We start from the raw sequence: 14,002 nt of genomic DNA, 5'->3' as shown, positions 1-14,002 counted from the left end.
ATTCTATAAGAATCCGTATATTTATAAAATTAATAATCAAGGAACTTAAACATTGTAGATATGTTAGAAAATAAAGAAGAAAAATTGCAAACACCAACGACTGATGTACAAACGGTTGAAATAGAAACAGCTGTGTCAGAAGTAGAAAATGAAGTAGCGAATGAAGCTGAAAAGGTAGACGAAAAACATGAAATACCTATGTTAGAGTATGCTAAAATGGAATTGGAAGCTTTGGTAGAAGAGTTAAAAAAATTACTTACAAACTATCAAGTACAACAATTAAAATCAAACATTGATGCGCTTAAAAGTGCTTTTAATAATAAGTTTGGAGCTTTGTTGTCAGAAAAAAAGAAGGCTTTTTTAGCAGAAGGAGGAAATTCAATAGATTTTCACTTTTCAAGCCCTATAAAATCAGAGTACAATAAATTATTAGGTGAGTACAAAACAAAAAGAGATGCTTATTATTCTCAATTAGAAAACCAATTAAAAGATAATTTAGAAAAAAGAAATAATTTAATTGATGAATTGAAAACATTGATTGTGAATGCTGATGCAAAAACGATGTATAATGATTTTCAAGAGATTCAAAAAAAGTGGAAAACAATAGGGCCGGTTCCAAAGACAAAATATAATGATACTTGGAAAATATACCACCATCATGTAGAGCGTTTTTATGATTTATTACACTTAAATAAAGATTTTAGAGAGTTAGATTTTAAACACAATTTAGAAGAAAAATTAAAGTTAATATCTAGGGCTGAAGCTTTAAATGAAGTTGCTGATGTAAACGTTGCTTTTAAAGATTTACAAGATTTACATCGCTTGTGGAAAGAAGAAATAGGACCTGTAGGTAAAGAACATAGAGAAGAGGTTTGGTCTAAATTTAGTGAAGCTACTAAAAATATTCATGACAAACGTCATCAATATTTTAAAGAGTTAAAATCTAAGTATCAGGTAATGATAGATGCTAAATTAGAAGTTGTAGCTCTTATAGATGCTTTTGATACTTCTTCTAATAAATCTCATAGCGATTGGCAAAAAAGCATTACTGAGATAGAAAAATTGCGAAAAAAGTATTTTGATATTGGTAAGTTGCCTTATAATAAAAGTGAGGCTGTATGGCAAAAATTTAAAGCCGCTACCAAAAAGTTTAATACTTCTAAAAATGTTTTTTATAAAGGAGAAAAAAACACTCAGAATGAGAATTTAAAAAATAAAATAGCTTTAATTGAATTAGCAGAAAGTATTAAAGATAGTACAGATTGGGAAAGCGCTACCAATATAATGAAGCGTATTCAGTCTGATTGGAAAAAAATAGGACACGTTCCAAGAAAGTTTTCTGATGATATTTGGAAGCGATTTAAAAATGCGTGTAATTATTATTTTGATAGGCTGCATGCTCAAAAAGATGAACAAAACAAAGAGCAACAAGTAATTGCTGAAACTAAAAAGGAATTTTTAGAACAACTTAAAGCGTCAGAAAATTTAACTTTAGAAGCTATAAAAGAGAGCATTGCTAAGTGGAGGTCATTAGGTGTTTTACCAAGAAATGCACGTCATTTAGATGAAAAGTTTAACAAAGCTATTGATGCTCATTTAAGTGGTTTAAATATGAGTAAAAATGACATTGAAATGATTAAGTTCAAAAATGTTATTGAAGGATATTTATCTCAGGAAGATTATAAAAAACTTGATAATGAACAGTATTTTATACGTAAAAAAATTGATGAATCTGTACGTGACATGCAGCAATTAGAAAATAATTTAAGTTTTATATCTAATGCTAAAGATGATAATCCGTTAGTTTTAAACGTACGAAAAGGAATTCAAGAAGTAAAAGATAAATTAGATGTTTGGAAAGATAAACTTTCTTATTTAAGAAAATTAGATTATTAATTCTAAAGTCTTCTTTCTGCTATATAACAACAAAAACTCGAGTGTATTCCACTCGAGTTTTTGTTGTTATAAATTTAATAATAAGGAGGATGTGTTTTGAATGGTTTGTAAAATTTATGGATTACCTTGTAAAAACCAATTCTGTTTTTGTTGACATTTTCTCTGAAAATCCGTATCCATTTGTATTAAAACCTTTTAAACCTTCAATTGTTTGAATATCATTTTCAATAATATAACGCACCATTAAACCTCGTGCTTTTTTAGCAAAGGTCATAATGGTTTTATATTGTCCGTTTTTAAAATCTTTAAAAACAGGAGTTATCATAGGTACTTTCAGTACCTTTTTCGGCAATGCTTTAAAATACTCAGAACTAGCTAAATTAACCAATAATTCATCGGTTTTTAATTCATCATTTAACGAATTAACTAAAGTATTGTCCCAAAATTTATATAAATTTTCTGTTCTACCAACTTTTAATTTGGTTCCCATTTCTAAACGGTATGGCTGTATTAAATCTAATGGTTTTAACAAGCCATATAACCCCGATAAAATTCGAAGTTTATGTTGCATAACAGGTAGTTTATCTTCAGCAATAGTAGCTACATCAATTCCCCTAAAAACTTCACCTGTAAAAGAAAAAACAGCTTGTTTTGCATTTTCTAAATCAAACGGAGTTTTCCAATTTTGATTTCTTTCATAATTTAAACTTGCTAAATCATCCGAAATTTTCATTAAATCACTTAATTTTTTTCTAGAAAGTGTTTTTAATTTTTTATTCAGTTTTGCAGATTGCTCTAAAAAACGCGGTTGCGTATATAAATCTGTATTTGCTTTATTTTCGAAATCTAAAGACTTTGCCGGAGATATAATAATTTTCATTTAACTAATATTTAAGGTAAAAATAAGAAGCAATTTTAAAACTTAAAATCATTTTTAGTATTTATAATCAATCGTATTATCAATAAACTTAATACTGTTTAAATTTTTAATCCATCATAGGCCAAAAACACATTTTCAGGGAGCTCTTTGCTTACTTCTTCATGAAAACCTAACAACTCGCTAATATGAGTTAAATATGCTTTCTTCGGATTTAATTCTGCAATAAAACTGAGTGCTTCATCAAGATTAAAATGTGTAGTATGTGGTTCTTTTCGCAACCCAGTTACTACTAAAACATCTAAATTAAGTAGTTTCTTTTTTTCCTTTACTGATATTGTTTTTATATCCGTAACATAAGCTACATCATTAAAACGATATCCTAAAATGGGTAAATCACCATGTAAAACTTCAATCGGAGTAACTGTAACTCCTTCAAAAATAAAATTATTGTGATGTGATATTGTTGTTGCGGCTACTTTTGGCGCACTCGGATACCTGTTTTCTGTTTTAAAAATATAATCAAACCTTTTTTCAAGAGCCTTTAAAACCCTTTCGGAGGCAAAAATAGGTACTGCTCCCATTTGAAAACAATACGGACGAATTTCATCCAAGCCTGCAATATGATCTGCATGTTCGTGAGTAAATAAAATTCCGTTAATCGATTCGATTTCTTCACGTATCATTTGCTGACGAAAATCAGGTCCGCAATCAATAACATAATTCACATCATCCCAAGAAATTACAACAGATGAACGCAAGCGTTTATCTCTCGGATCTTTAGATAAAGCTACAGGATGTTTACTCGTAATCATTGGAATACCAGTAGAAGTTCCAGTTCCTAAAAAAGTGATTCTTATTTGTTTTTTTTTCTCCATTATCAACACAAAAATACAATAAAAATTATCTGATAACTCCTATTTTCAGTACATTTGTACTACGTAACAAAAAACAACAAAATGGCAATTACGTTAAAAGGTGATCAGAAAATAAGTACAGTACCTAGTACTACTAGTAAAGCTTTAAAAATCAATTTAAACGCTCATATTTATGGTACGTTTGCTGAAATTGGAGCAGGGCAAGAAACTGTTCGTAATTTTTTTAGAGCAGGTGGCGCTTCTGGTACCATTGCAAAAGCAATGAGTGCTTATGATAAAGATTTTTCTGATGCTATTTATGGTATTGAAAACGATAATCGCTATGTTACTGAAAAGCGATTAAAAAAGATGTTAAAGCACGAGATGGACTTAATAGAAGATCGTCTTGACCGTAAAAAACATCCCGAAAAATTATTTTTTAGCTACGCTAATACCGTAGCAACTATTAATTTTTCTAAAAAATTTAAAGGCCATGGTTGGGTTGGTATCCGTTTTCAACTAGACCCACTTGAAGATTATAACGAAATTATTTTACACCTTCGTTTTAAAGAAACCGATGCCCGTTTACAACAAGAAACGCTAGGTATTTTAGGTGTTAATTTAGTGTACGGAGCATATTATCTAAACGATAATCCGAAAGAATTATTAAAATCTTTTTATGATAATATTGACAGTGATCGTTTAGAAATAGACATGATTAATTTCTCTGGGCCACGTTTTATGTATGTTGATAATCGTTTAATGAGCTTGCAACTTGTAAAAAATGGAATGACCAATGCAGTAATGTTTGGTCCTGACGGAAATAATTTACTACCAGCTCAAGTATTATACAAAAAAAATATTTTAGCGCTTCGCGGAAGTTATCGTCCTGTTACGAAAGTAAATATGGACATGCTTGAACGTTCTAAAGAACTATTTTTTGCTGAAAACAAAGTTAAGCCCGAAAAAACACAAGTTATCTTTGAAATTACCTTAAGTAATCTTCGTGCCGAAGGTGAAATAAACGAACGTGATTTCTTAGACAGGGCTGAGTTACTTTGTGCGCTAGGCTTAAATGTAATGATTACTAATTACCAAGAATACTTTAGGTTAGTTGATTATTTTAGTGAATTTACCAAAGAAAGAATGGGATTAGCAATGGGAGTTTACAATCTTATTCAAATTTTTGATGAAAAATACTATCGTGATTTAAGTGGTGGTATCTTAGAGGCTTTTGGTAAACTTTTTTATCGCGATTTAAAAGTATACATGTATCCTTATAAAAAGGAAGATTCTGGTGAATTTATTACCAGCGAAAATTTAAAAGTACACCCTAGAATGAAAGAATTATATAAATTCTTTAAAAACAATGGTAGACTTATAGATATTAAAGACTTTGATGAATCTAGCTTACATATTTTCTCTAGAAAGGTGTTGAAAATGATTAAAAATGGTGAAGAAGGATGGGAAGAAATGTTACCTGATGGCGTTTCTGATACCATTAAAGAAAAACGTTTATTTGGTTGCTCAAGAAAACGCAATTAATTTCTTTAGTTTCATTTTAAACCTTTTACTATCTTTAAAGTCTAACAACTAAACAACTTTTTGGTTGACTGACGAACTTGCACTTATATCGCAGCTACAAAATCCTACAACTAAGGAAACTGCCTTTAAACAATTACTATCGCTATATAAAGAGCGATTGTATTGGCACGTACGAAAAATTGTAGTTTCTCATGATGATGCTGACGATGTTTTGCAAAACACTTTTATCAAAATTTTTAAAAATATTGATAACTTTAAAAAAGACAGTAAACTTTACTCTTGGATGTATAGAATTGCAACAAACGAAGCGATTACATTTATAAACAAAAGAGCCAAAGAAAAAAATATTGATATTACCGAATATCAACAACAATTAGTTTCTAACCTAGATAGTGACAATTGGTTTACTGGTGATGAAATTCAATTAATTTTACAAAAAGCAATTGCAACATTACCACAAAAACAACAACTTGTTTTTAATATGAAGTACTTTGACGAAATGAAATATCAACAAATTTCTGAAGTTTTAGAAACATCTGTAGGGGCATTAAAAGCATCGTACCACATTGCTGTAAAAAAAATTGAGCAATTTATTAAAAACAATAATTAAACCTTTTACAAAAATTAAAGTCTTAGTATAGAGATGGATAAAGAGTTACAACATAAAATAGATTTCATAAATCAAAAAGCAGGAAAGAAAACAGGTTTTTCTACTCCTGAAAATTACTTTGATGCCTTCGATGAAAATGTAAACTCTTTAATAGCTAGTAGAAAATTCTCTAAACAAAATGCTTTTAAAACGCCTTCTAATTATTTTGATAGTGTTGAAAGTAATATTTTAACTAAGCTAAAATTAGAAGAAAACAAGAAAGTAAAAGTTATACCGCTTTATCAAAAAGTATTAAAATTTATGCCTGTTGCAGCCGCAGCTGCAATTTTACTTTTTATTGGTTTAAATTACTTTAATACTCAAAATTTATCTGCTTTTGATAAAATAACACAAGCCGATATTAGCTCTTGGTACGAAAATGGTTATGGAGATACAAATAACAGCGAGTTAGCTATAGTTTTAGATACTGCTGATTTTGAAGAGGACATATTACCATTTATAAACGACACTAATTTAGAAGACTACATAAATACTATTGATGATTCTTCACTTTTAAACGACCTTGAATAACATGAACACACGCACACATTTATTACTATGCCTATTTATAACATTTTTAAGCTGTTTTACTCTAAAGGCACAAGCAAAAAAAGAAAGTCATGAGAAAATACGTACTTATAAAATTGCTTATTTAACTGAAAAATTAAATTTAACTGAAAACGAAGCTCAAAAATTTTGGCCTATTTATAATAAATTCGACAAAAAAAGAAGAGAACTTTATAGAGAAGAGCGTTTTGAAATAAGAAAAAAAATTAAAGACCAAGGAGGTCTAGAAAACTTATCAGAAAAAGATTCGGAGGTTATTTTAACTCAAATTCAGTTAATCAGTCAACAAAAATATGAAGTAAAAAAGGCCTTTCACCATAAGGTTTCTAAAATATTATCTTTTAAAAAAATACTGCTTTTACAAATGTCTGAACACGAATTTAATCGCAAGCTCATAAAAAAACTAAAAGGAGAAAAAAATAAAAAAAGAAGCTAAAAGCTTCTTTTTTTTATACTTATTTTTTAACCAATGCTAAACAAACATATAAATTTGGTTTGTTTGCTGTAAACTGTTTTAGCCATATTGTTAATTCATCTATTTCATATGGTAATAATCTACTTAACGCTTTTTCTAGTTCTCTACAAAATAAATCTGTATTAAAACTCACTTTTTTCAATACTGTTTTAGTATACTCGTACATTGCTCTTGCCATGTTACTTATAGGGGATTTAATTGTTCTACTATTACGAACGTAATTTACAAAATTTTATTCTTTATTTCATTAATTTTTTGCAAAAAAAAGTCGATACTTATCTAGTATCGACTTTTTAAACAATTAACTTATAAGTTATTACAAGTTATTTACCTTTTCTATTAAAGCGTTTGCTTTTTCTTCTAATTCAGCACTTATTGCTTTAAAATGAGCTTTTTTATTCTCCACATTTTTAGCATTTATCTTTGCTATTAAGCTATCAAACGTTTCAAAAACTTCATCAACAATTGCTTCAGATTTATCAGCATCTACATTAGGGTTTAATTGCGCTGTTAATCTACAGATGTCAATAATATCTCCTAAAGTGTAATCAATATCTTTTTTTAAGTTTTTAATACTTGCCATAATTATTATATTTTTTGCAAAATTAATTGATTTTATCTAATTCCGCTTGAAATTTTTCAAAAAATTGTCCTAAATGAAATCCGTCAACCAAAGCATGATTAACATTTACTGCTACAGGCATCATTTTTTTATTATTTTCGATCATAAATTTCCCAAAAGATAATTGCGGAACACTATCGCTTTTATTACCAGAACCCGGTTCTTTATGACTTGTAAAACTAACCCAAGGTAAGGCAGAACAGTGAATACAGGCTAAAGAATATTTTGGAGGAAATAAATCAGAAGAATTTATAATACGTTCTTTTTCTTTTTGAAAATTAGTATTAAACACTTCATAATCAAAAGAAAAATCTATAAACGAAAATCCGAAGGTATTATCTGGTCTTGCAATTGTTGCTGATGCATTTATAACATCGTAAATAGCAATTTTATCACCTTCAATTCTATATTTAAAATTTTCGATTGCATTTACAGCCAGCATACAAGCATGAAGATATTTTACAAAAAAGGATTGCTTTTTTTCTTTTGCTGATTGATAACATTTAGTAACATCAACATTGGCTACAATACCAAAAGTTGGATCAGCTAATGTTTTAAAATGATTAAAATGCTGCTTTCTATTCCAGTTTTCAATATCTAAATATTTCATCTATAAAAAAGGTAAAATATCTGTAATTTTAGCAACTGTATTATATGCGTTTGATTCTTGCTCGCGACTAACTTCTTCATGCGCCCAAGTTGTATGAAACGGAATATGAATTGCCGATGCACCTACTTTAATTAATGGTAAAATATCTGATTTTAACGAATTACCAATCATTAATAATTGTGAAGTTTCAATATCTAAATGTTTAATTAACTTTAAATAATCAGCTTCTTTTTTATCGCTCATCACCTCAGTATGATGAAAATATTTTAAGATTCCAGATTTTTCTAACTTACGTTCCTGATCTAATAAATCGCCTTTTGTAGCCACAATTAATTTATATTTTCCTTGTAGTTTTTGTAAAACTTCTTCTACTCCGTCTAATAAATCGATGGGTTGTTCAAGCATTTCTTTACCAATTTCAAGAATTCTGTTAATTGTTTTTTGATTGATTTTATAATTAGATAATTCTAAAGCACACTCAACCATTGACAATACAAATCCTTTTACGCCATAGCCGTAAATTTTAAGGTTATCTATTTCTTTTTTATACAGTTCTTGATGAATTTTATTTTCTGTTTCGTAGCCCGATAATAGTTTTGCAAATTCATTTTCGGCATTTCTAAAATACGTTTCATTTACCCAAAGCGTATCATCAGCATCAAAAGCGATTACTTTAATATTATTCATTTTCTAGTAATTTTTTCGCCTTTTCTAAATCTTCTGGAGTATCAATACCAATACTTTCTACGGATGTTTCTATCATCTTTATTTTTTTACCAACTTCTAAATACCGGATGCATTCTATTTTTTCGGCAGCTTCAATTGGTGTCATTGGTGTATGATAAAAATCAATCAATGCCTTTTTTCTAAAAGCATACACTCCTTTATGTTTATAATAAGTAACTTTTACATCTTTATCTCTATGAAACGGAATAACGCTTCTTGAAAAATAAATGGCAAAATCATTAGCATCCGTAATTACTTTTACATTATTCGGATTTTTAACATCCTCTATATCGGTCATCGCAACTTTTAACGATGCTAAATCTATTTCTTCGTTTTTATCTTCTTTAAAAGCTGTTATTAATTTTGATAATGAAACTGTATCTATAAATGGTTCATCTCCTTGTACGTTTACAACAATATCAACGGTTAAATTTTCAACAGCTTCTGCAATTCTATCCGAACCACATTCGTGTTCTTTTGTACTCATTAAAGCTTTACCACCAGCTTTTATAATGGTATTAAAAATAATATCAGAATCGGTTACGACATATACTTCATCAAACAAATTGGCTTGTATAGCAGCTTCGTAAGTTCTTACAATTACTGGTTTTCCACCTAAATTTTTCATTAATTTACCAGGAAAACGAGAAGCACTATAACGTGCAGGAATCATTGCAATTATTTTCATAAAATATATTTATTTATACATTTCAAAGATACGTATTTAAACAGTTTTTAAAAGTTTACAAATGCTCACTTATTAAAAATTTAACATTAATTTTTTCCTCTTTTAGTTATTTAATAAAAACTTTTGTTACATTTGACTCATTATGAAAGTACTTTTACACATATACACCATTGCTTTAAACACTGTCTTTACGATTATGTGTAATGCCCGCATGCAAAAACAGTATGTATATGTAAAAAGTACCACAAAGAATAAACTTAAACAACGGTTTTAAAACCCGATATTTAATACAAACTACAAAAGGTGCTTTTTTACAAAAAGCACCTTTTTTTATTTAGTAACATTTTAAATTTTATATAATTATGAACACCTTAAAAAACAACAAACGAATTAATATGTATGCCACAACAATGTATTTAGTACAGAATTCTTTTTTTTCAGAATCTAATTTTCCACCTACAAATCCTTAAAACATGAACACACATATATCATCAAAAAACAACGCTTCACATTTTATTGTTAACAAAAAGCAAGTTAACAAAAACAAAACGCTAAAAACTTCAATTTTATATAACAAAATTGAATCAAGCGTAAATTCTTCACTTACTTATTATAAGGATTCTTTAAACTTAAGTTTTAAAAATATTGAGTTTGATATTATAGAAAACGCTTATTTAAACGATAAGCTTATCATAAAAAATGATATTAAAAAATTGAGTGACACCGAGGTTATTTTACACATAACGGTATCTAAAAAAGAAGAAAAAAAACAAGACATTATATGTAAAGCTATATTTGGTTATAGCTTACAAAAAACAGCTTAAATTATTAAGCTGATAAACTACAGGTTCAAGATTTTTATTTTTTTGAGCCTGTTTTACTTTATATAAACCTCTAAAAGTTTTGTGTTTTCTGATAAAATAGTTACTTCTTTTATACATGCAGGCACTAAAATAGTTTCTCCTATGGCTAATTTTTCTTGTTGATTTTTATATTTAAAAACCGCAGTTCCTTCTACACACATATAAATTACAAAACTATCTTTATCATCATGATTAGCAATATAATCTTTTGTTAAGTGTAAAAAATTAGTAGTAAAATACTTACAATCCACAATATTTGATGGATTGTTTTTTTTCTTTAAATATTCAGCTTTATAATTTGATTTTGCTGAGTAATCTATCGCATCCAAAGCTAAATCTAAATGTAAATCTCTTTGTTTGCCTTTTGTATCTTTTCTATTCCAATCAGAAATTCGATATGTAACATCAGATGTTTCTTGTATTTCTGCTAATAAAACACCTTTACCAATGGCATGTATTCTACCAGCAGGTACTAAAAAAGTATCTCCTTTTTTAACATAATCAACATTTAACAACTCTAATTGATTACCTGCTTTTATTGTTTGTAAAAATGTTTTTTTGTTTGTTTCTTCAGAAAAACCTACAACTATTTTAGCTTTTTTATCTGAATTTACAACATACCACATTTCGGTTTTTCCTAAAGAATTATGTCTTCTTTGTGCTAAAATATCATTAGGATGCACTTGTAAACTTAATTTTTTCTTAGCATCAATAAATTTAATAAGTAGCGGAAATTTATCTTGAAAAATTTGATATACTTTTTCACCTAAAATATCTTGTTTAAATTCTTTTATAAGATCATTTAAACGTTCTCCTTTTAGGTTACCATTACTAACTACAGAGATATCTTTATCTATACCAGAAATCTCCCAACTTTCACCAACGTCTGTTCTATCTGATTGCTTATTAAGTAGTATTTTTAATTTTTCTCCTCCCCAAATTTTAGGTTTTAAAATTGGTTTAAATCGTAATAATTGGTGTATCATGTTAAGCTCCTCTATAAGTTACGTAATTTCTTGGTGTTTCATACAACGTAACTTCTAAGTCTATTATTTTAGGAATACTTACACGTAATTTATTAAATATTACGACAGCTATATTTTCTGCTGTTGGAATCAAATTCTTAAATTCCTCTGTATCAAGATTTAAATTCTTATGATCAAAAGCATCCTCTATTTCAATTTTAATCAAGTTTTTTAACTTACCTAAATCGTAAACATAACCTGTTTCTTTATCTATTTCGCCAGTTAAAGAAACGATTAACTCGTAATTATGTCCGTGATAATTAGGGTTATTACACTTGCCAAAAATTTCCATATTTTTTTCATCCGACCAATTCGGATTAAACAAACGATGCGCAGCATTAAAATGTGCTTTTCTATGTACTGTTACTTTAGGCATTTTTTAAGGTATCGTAAGATTCTTTAAATATAATTTTAAACCAAGCGGTATATATCTCTGGCTGTTTCTCAATATCATTTTTTACCGCCTCTAAGGTCATCCACTTATAAGATTCTACTTCTTCTTTATTAATATTTGGTTGCTCATTAAAATCACCAACCATTACATGATCTAATTCATGCTCTGTTAATCCGTTATCAAATGGTGCTTTGTAAATAAACGAAAACACTTCTTTTAAATCACAAACAAAACCCATTTCTTCCTGTAACCTTCTTTTACCAGCGGCTAAATTTGTTTCTCCACTTCGTTGATGAGAGCAACAAGTGTTTGTCCATAATAAAGGCGAATGGTATTTGTCAGCAGCTCTTTGTTGTAACATCAGCTCTTTTTTATCATTAAAAACAAAAACCGAAAAAGCTCTGTGCAGTAAGGCTTTTTCATGAGCTTCAATTTTTTCCATTAATCCTATCGGATTATCGTTTTTATCAACTAAAATTACTTGTTCTTTCATTTGTAAATTTTACGAAAAACAAACTTACAAAATAGATGGCAGTTCAACAATTAAACCTTTTGAACAGTTAGCTTTAAAATGTATCTTTGCAACCTTAAAATTTATAGATGAGTTTTTTAGAAGAAATACAGAAAAGACGAACATTCGGAATTATATCTCACCCCGATGCAGGTAAAACTACCTTAACCGAAAAATTATTACTTTTTGGTGGTGCAATTCAGGAAGCCGGAGCCGTAAAAAACAACAAAATAAAAAAGGGAGCTACTTCCGATTTTATGGAAATTGAGCGTCAACGTGGAATTTCTGTTGCTACTTCTGTACTAGCTTTTATCTATAAAGATAAAAAAATAAACATTCTAGATACGCCTGGTCACAAGGATTTTGCTGAAGATACCTTTAGAACTTTAACCGCTGTAGATAGTGTTATTGTGGTAATTGACGTGGCTAAAGGTGTTGAGCCACAAACCGAAAAATTAGTAGAGGTTTGTAGAATGCGTAAAATTCCAATGCTTGTATTTATTAATAAGTTAGACCGTGAAGGTAAAGATGCGTTTGATTTATTAGATGAAGTTGAGCAAAAACTAGGTTTACGTGTTACTCCGATGAGTTTCCCTATCGGAATGGGATACGATTTTAAAGGAATTTATAATATTTGGGAAAAGAAATTAAATCTTTTTTCTGGAGATAATAAAACAAAAATTTCTGATGGTGTTCAGTTTGATGATTTATCAAATCCGCAATTAGACGAAATTATTGGCGAAACTGCTGCCGAAACTTTACGAGAAGAATCTGAATTGGTTTATGAAGTATATCCTGAATTTAATCAAGCAGAATATTTAGCGGGTGATTTACAACCTGTTTTCTTCGGATCAGCATTAAATAACTTTGGTGTAAAAGAGTTGTTAGATGCTTTTATTGATATAGCACCGCAACCACAGCCTAAAAAAGCAGAAGAACGTTTAGTCGACTCAAAAGAAGAAAAACTAACCGGTTTTGTATTTAAGATTCATGCAAATATGGATCCTAAACACCGAGACAGGCTTGCTTTTATAAAAATTGTTTCGGGTACTTTTAAACGAAACTCACCATACTTACATGTTCGTAATGGCAAGAAAATGAAATTTTCGAGTCCGAATGCTTTTTTTGCAGAAAAGAAAGAAATTGTAGACGAATCTTTCCCTGGCGATATTGTTGGTGTACACGATACCGGAAACTTTAAAATTGGTGATACCTTAACAGAAGGAGAGCAATTAAACTTTAAAGGAATTCCGAGTTTTTCTCCAGAGCATTTCCGTTACGTTAACAATGCTGACCCAATGAAGTCTAAACAATTATACAAAGGTTTAGATCAGTTGATGGATGAAGGTGTAGCGCAATTATTTACAATGGACATGAATGGACGTAGAATTGTAGGTACCGTTGGTGCTTTACAATACGAAGTAATTCAATATCGTTTAGAGCACGAATATGGAGCAAAATGTACTTATGAAAACATTGCTGTACATAAAGCTTGTTGGGTACAACCAGAAGATGAAAAAAACGAAGAATTTAAAGAGTTTAAACGTGTTAAACAACGTTATTTAGCCAAAGATAAAGAAGGTAAACTAGTCTTTTTAGCAGATTCTGCTTTTACCATGCAAATGACACAAAGTAAATATCCAACCGTAAAACTACACTTTACTAGTGAGTTTGAATAACCAATACCTGGTATTTAA

The 14,002-nt window shown here is 29.1% G+C and carries 17 protein-coding genes; 7 read left to right on the top strand and 10 right to left on the bottom strand.

Annotation, left to right across the window (positions count from 1 at the left end):
• Nucleotides 1-60: 60 nt before the first annotated feature.
• The gene (locus ACN5J5_RS01725) at nt 61-1,896 is read left to right on the top strand and encodes a DUF349 domain-containing protein (protein WP_418645635.1); all 1,836 of its coding nucleotides are present in this window, start codon (nt 61-63) and stop codon (nt 1,894-1,896) included.
• A gap of 121 nt (nt 1,897-2,017) precedes the next feature.
• Here ACN5J5_RS01725 and yaaA read toward each other — a convergent pair whose 3' ends face one another.
• Together yaaA and ACN5J5_RS01715 are read right to left on the bottom strand one after the other, a co-directional pair.
• Nucleotides 2,018-2,776, bottom strand: a complete 759-nt coding sequence (gene yaaA, locus ACN5J5_RS01720) for a peroxide stress protein YaaA (RefSeq protein ID WP_418645634.1) — start codon at nt 2,774-2,776, stop codon at nt 2,018-2,020.
• A gap of 98 nt (nt 2,777-2,874) precedes the next feature.
• Entirely contained in the window at nt 2,875-3,651 is a 777-nt protein-coding gene (locus tag ACN5J5_RS01715) for an MBL fold metallo-hydrolase (protein ID WP_418645633.1), read from the bottom strand.
• A gap of 81 nt (nt 3,652-3,732) precedes the next feature.
• Between ACN5J5_RS01715 and ACN5J5_RS01710 the strand changes: the two genes are divergently transcribed.
• The 4 genes from ACN5J5_RS01710 (at nt 3,733) to ACN5J5_RS01695 (ending at nt 6,827) form a co-directional block, all read left to right on the top strand.
• Nucleotides 3,733-5,175 (top strand): TonB-dependent receptor, encoded by a 1,443-nt coding sequence (locus tag ACN5J5_RS01710; protein ID WP_418645632.1) that lies wholly within the window; start codon nt 3,733-3,735, stop codon nt 5,173-5,175.
• A 64-nt stretch (nt 5,176-5,239) separates the two neighbouring features.
• Nucleotides 5,240-5,785: an RNA polymerase sigma factor gene (locus ACN5J5_RS01705; protein ID WP_418645631.1), complete on the top strand. Its 546-nt coding sequence runs from the start codon at nt 5,240-5,242 to the stop codon at nt 5,783-5,785.
• A 33-nt stretch (nt 5,786-5,818) separates the two neighbouring features.
• Nucleotides 5,819-6,355 carry a hypothetical protein gene (locus ACN5J5_RS01700; RefSeq protein ID WP_418645630.1) on the top strand — a complete coding sequence of 179 codons (537 nt, stop codon included), beginning with the start codon at nt 5,819-5,821 and terminating at the stop codon, nt 6,353-6,355.
• 1 nt (nt 6,356) lies between these two features.
• Nucleotides 6,357-6,827: a sensor of ECF-type sigma factor gene (locus ACN5J5_RS01695; RefSeq protein WP_418645629.1), complete on the top strand. Its 471-nt coding sequence runs from the start codon at nt 6,357-6,359 to the stop codon at nt 6,825-6,827.
• Nucleotides 6,828-6,846: 19 nt separating this feature from the next.
• Here ACN5J5_RS01695 and ACN5J5_RS01690 read toward each other — a convergent pair whose 3' ends face one another.
• The 5 genes from ACN5J5_RS01690 to kdsB form a co-directional block, all read right to left on the bottom strand.
• Nucleotides 6,847-7,044 (bottom strand): hypothetical protein, encoded by a 198-nt coding sequence (locus ACN5J5_RS01690; protein ID WP_418645628.1) that lies wholly within the window; start codon nt 7,042-7,044, stop codon nt 6,847-6,849.
• Nucleotides 7,045-7,182: 138 nt separating this feature from the next.
• Nucleotides 7,183-7,449, bottom strand: coding sequence for a hypothetical protein (locus tag ACN5J5_RS01685; protein WP_418645627.1), 267 nt, complete (start codon nt 7,447-7,449; stop codon nt 7,183-7,185).
• A gap of 22 nt (nt 7,450-7,471) precedes the next feature.
• Nucleotides 7,472-8,098, bottom strand: coding sequence for a CatA-like O-acetyltransferase (locus tag ACN5J5_RS01680; RefSeq protein WP_418645626.1), 627 nt, complete (start codon nt 8,096-8,098; stop codon nt 7,472-7,474).
• Complete coding sequence (locus tag ACN5J5_RS01675) at nt 8,099-8,785, bottom strand: HAD family hydrolase (protein WP_418645625.1); 687 nt, start codon at nt 8,783-8,785, stop codon at nt 8,099-8,101.
• Nucleotides 8,778-9,512 carry a 3-deoxy-manno-octulosonate cytidylyltransferase gene (gene kdsB / locus ACN5J5_RS01670; protein WP_418645624.1) on the bottom strand — a complete coding sequence of 245 codons (735 nt, stop codon included), beginning with the start codon at nt 9,510-9,512 and terminating at the stop codon, nt 8,778-8,780. The genes ACN5J5_RS01675 and kdsB overlap by 8 nt, the downstream gene beginning before the upstream one ends.
• Before the next feature lie 473 nt (nt 9,513-9,985).
• Here kdsB and ACN5J5_RS01665 point away from each other — a divergent pair, with 473 nt between their 5' ends.
• Nucleotides 9,986-10,336 carry a hypothetical protein gene (locus ACN5J5_RS01665; protein WP_418645623.1) on the top strand — a complete coding sequence of 117 codons (351 nt, stop codon included), beginning with the start codon at nt 9,986-9,988 and terminating at the stop codon, nt 10,334-10,336.
• A gap of 53 nt (nt 10,337-10,389) precedes the next feature.
• On the opposite strand, the gene ACN5J5_RS01660 is transcribed toward ACN5J5_RS01665, so the two are convergent.
• The 3 genes from ACN5J5_RS01660 to idi are packed head-to-tail and all read right to left on the bottom strand — an operon-like array spanning nt 10,390 to nt 12,287.
• Complete coding sequence (locus ACN5J5_RS01660; RefSeq protein ID WP_418645622.1) at nt 10,390-11,361, bottom strand: type I phosphomannose isomerase catalytic subunit; 972 nt, start codon at nt 11,359-11,361, stop codon at nt 10,390-10,392.
• A gap of 1 nt (nt 11,362) precedes the next feature.
• A complete protein-coding gene (locus ACN5J5_RS01655) occupies nt 11,363-11,776 on the bottom strand; it encodes a 6-pyruvoyl trahydropterin synthase family protein (protein WP_418645621.1) in 414 nt (137 codons plus the stop codon).
• Nucleotides 11,769-12,287 (bottom strand): isopentenyl-diphosphate Delta-isomerase, encoded by a 519-nt coding sequence (idi, locus tag ACN5J5_RS01650; protein WP_418645620.1) that lies wholly within the window; start codon nt 12,285-12,287, stop codon nt 11,769-11,771. The genes ACN5J5_RS01655 and idi overlap by 8 nt, the downstream gene beginning before the upstream one ends.
• A 107-nt stretch (nt 12,288-12,394) precedes the next feature.
• Here idi and ACN5J5_RS01645 point away from each other — a divergent pair, with 107 nt between their 5' ends.
• Nucleotides 12,395-13,984 (top strand): peptide chain release factor 3, encoded by a 1,590-nt coding sequence (locus ACN5J5_RS01645; RefSeq protein ID WP_418645619.1) that lies wholly within the window; start codon nt 12,395-12,397, stop codon nt 13,982-13,984.
• The last annotated feature ends 18 nt before the right edge of the window (nt 13,985-14,002 follow it).

It is taken from the genome of Tenacibaculum insulae, from assembly GCF_964512435.1.
GTDB lineage: Bacteria > Bacteroidota > Bacteroidia > Flavobacteriales > Flavobacteriaceae > Polaribacter > Polaribacter insulae_A.
The sequence above is the reverse complement of the archived record's forward strand: the minus strand, read 5'-3'. Positions and strand labels throughout refer to the sequence as shown.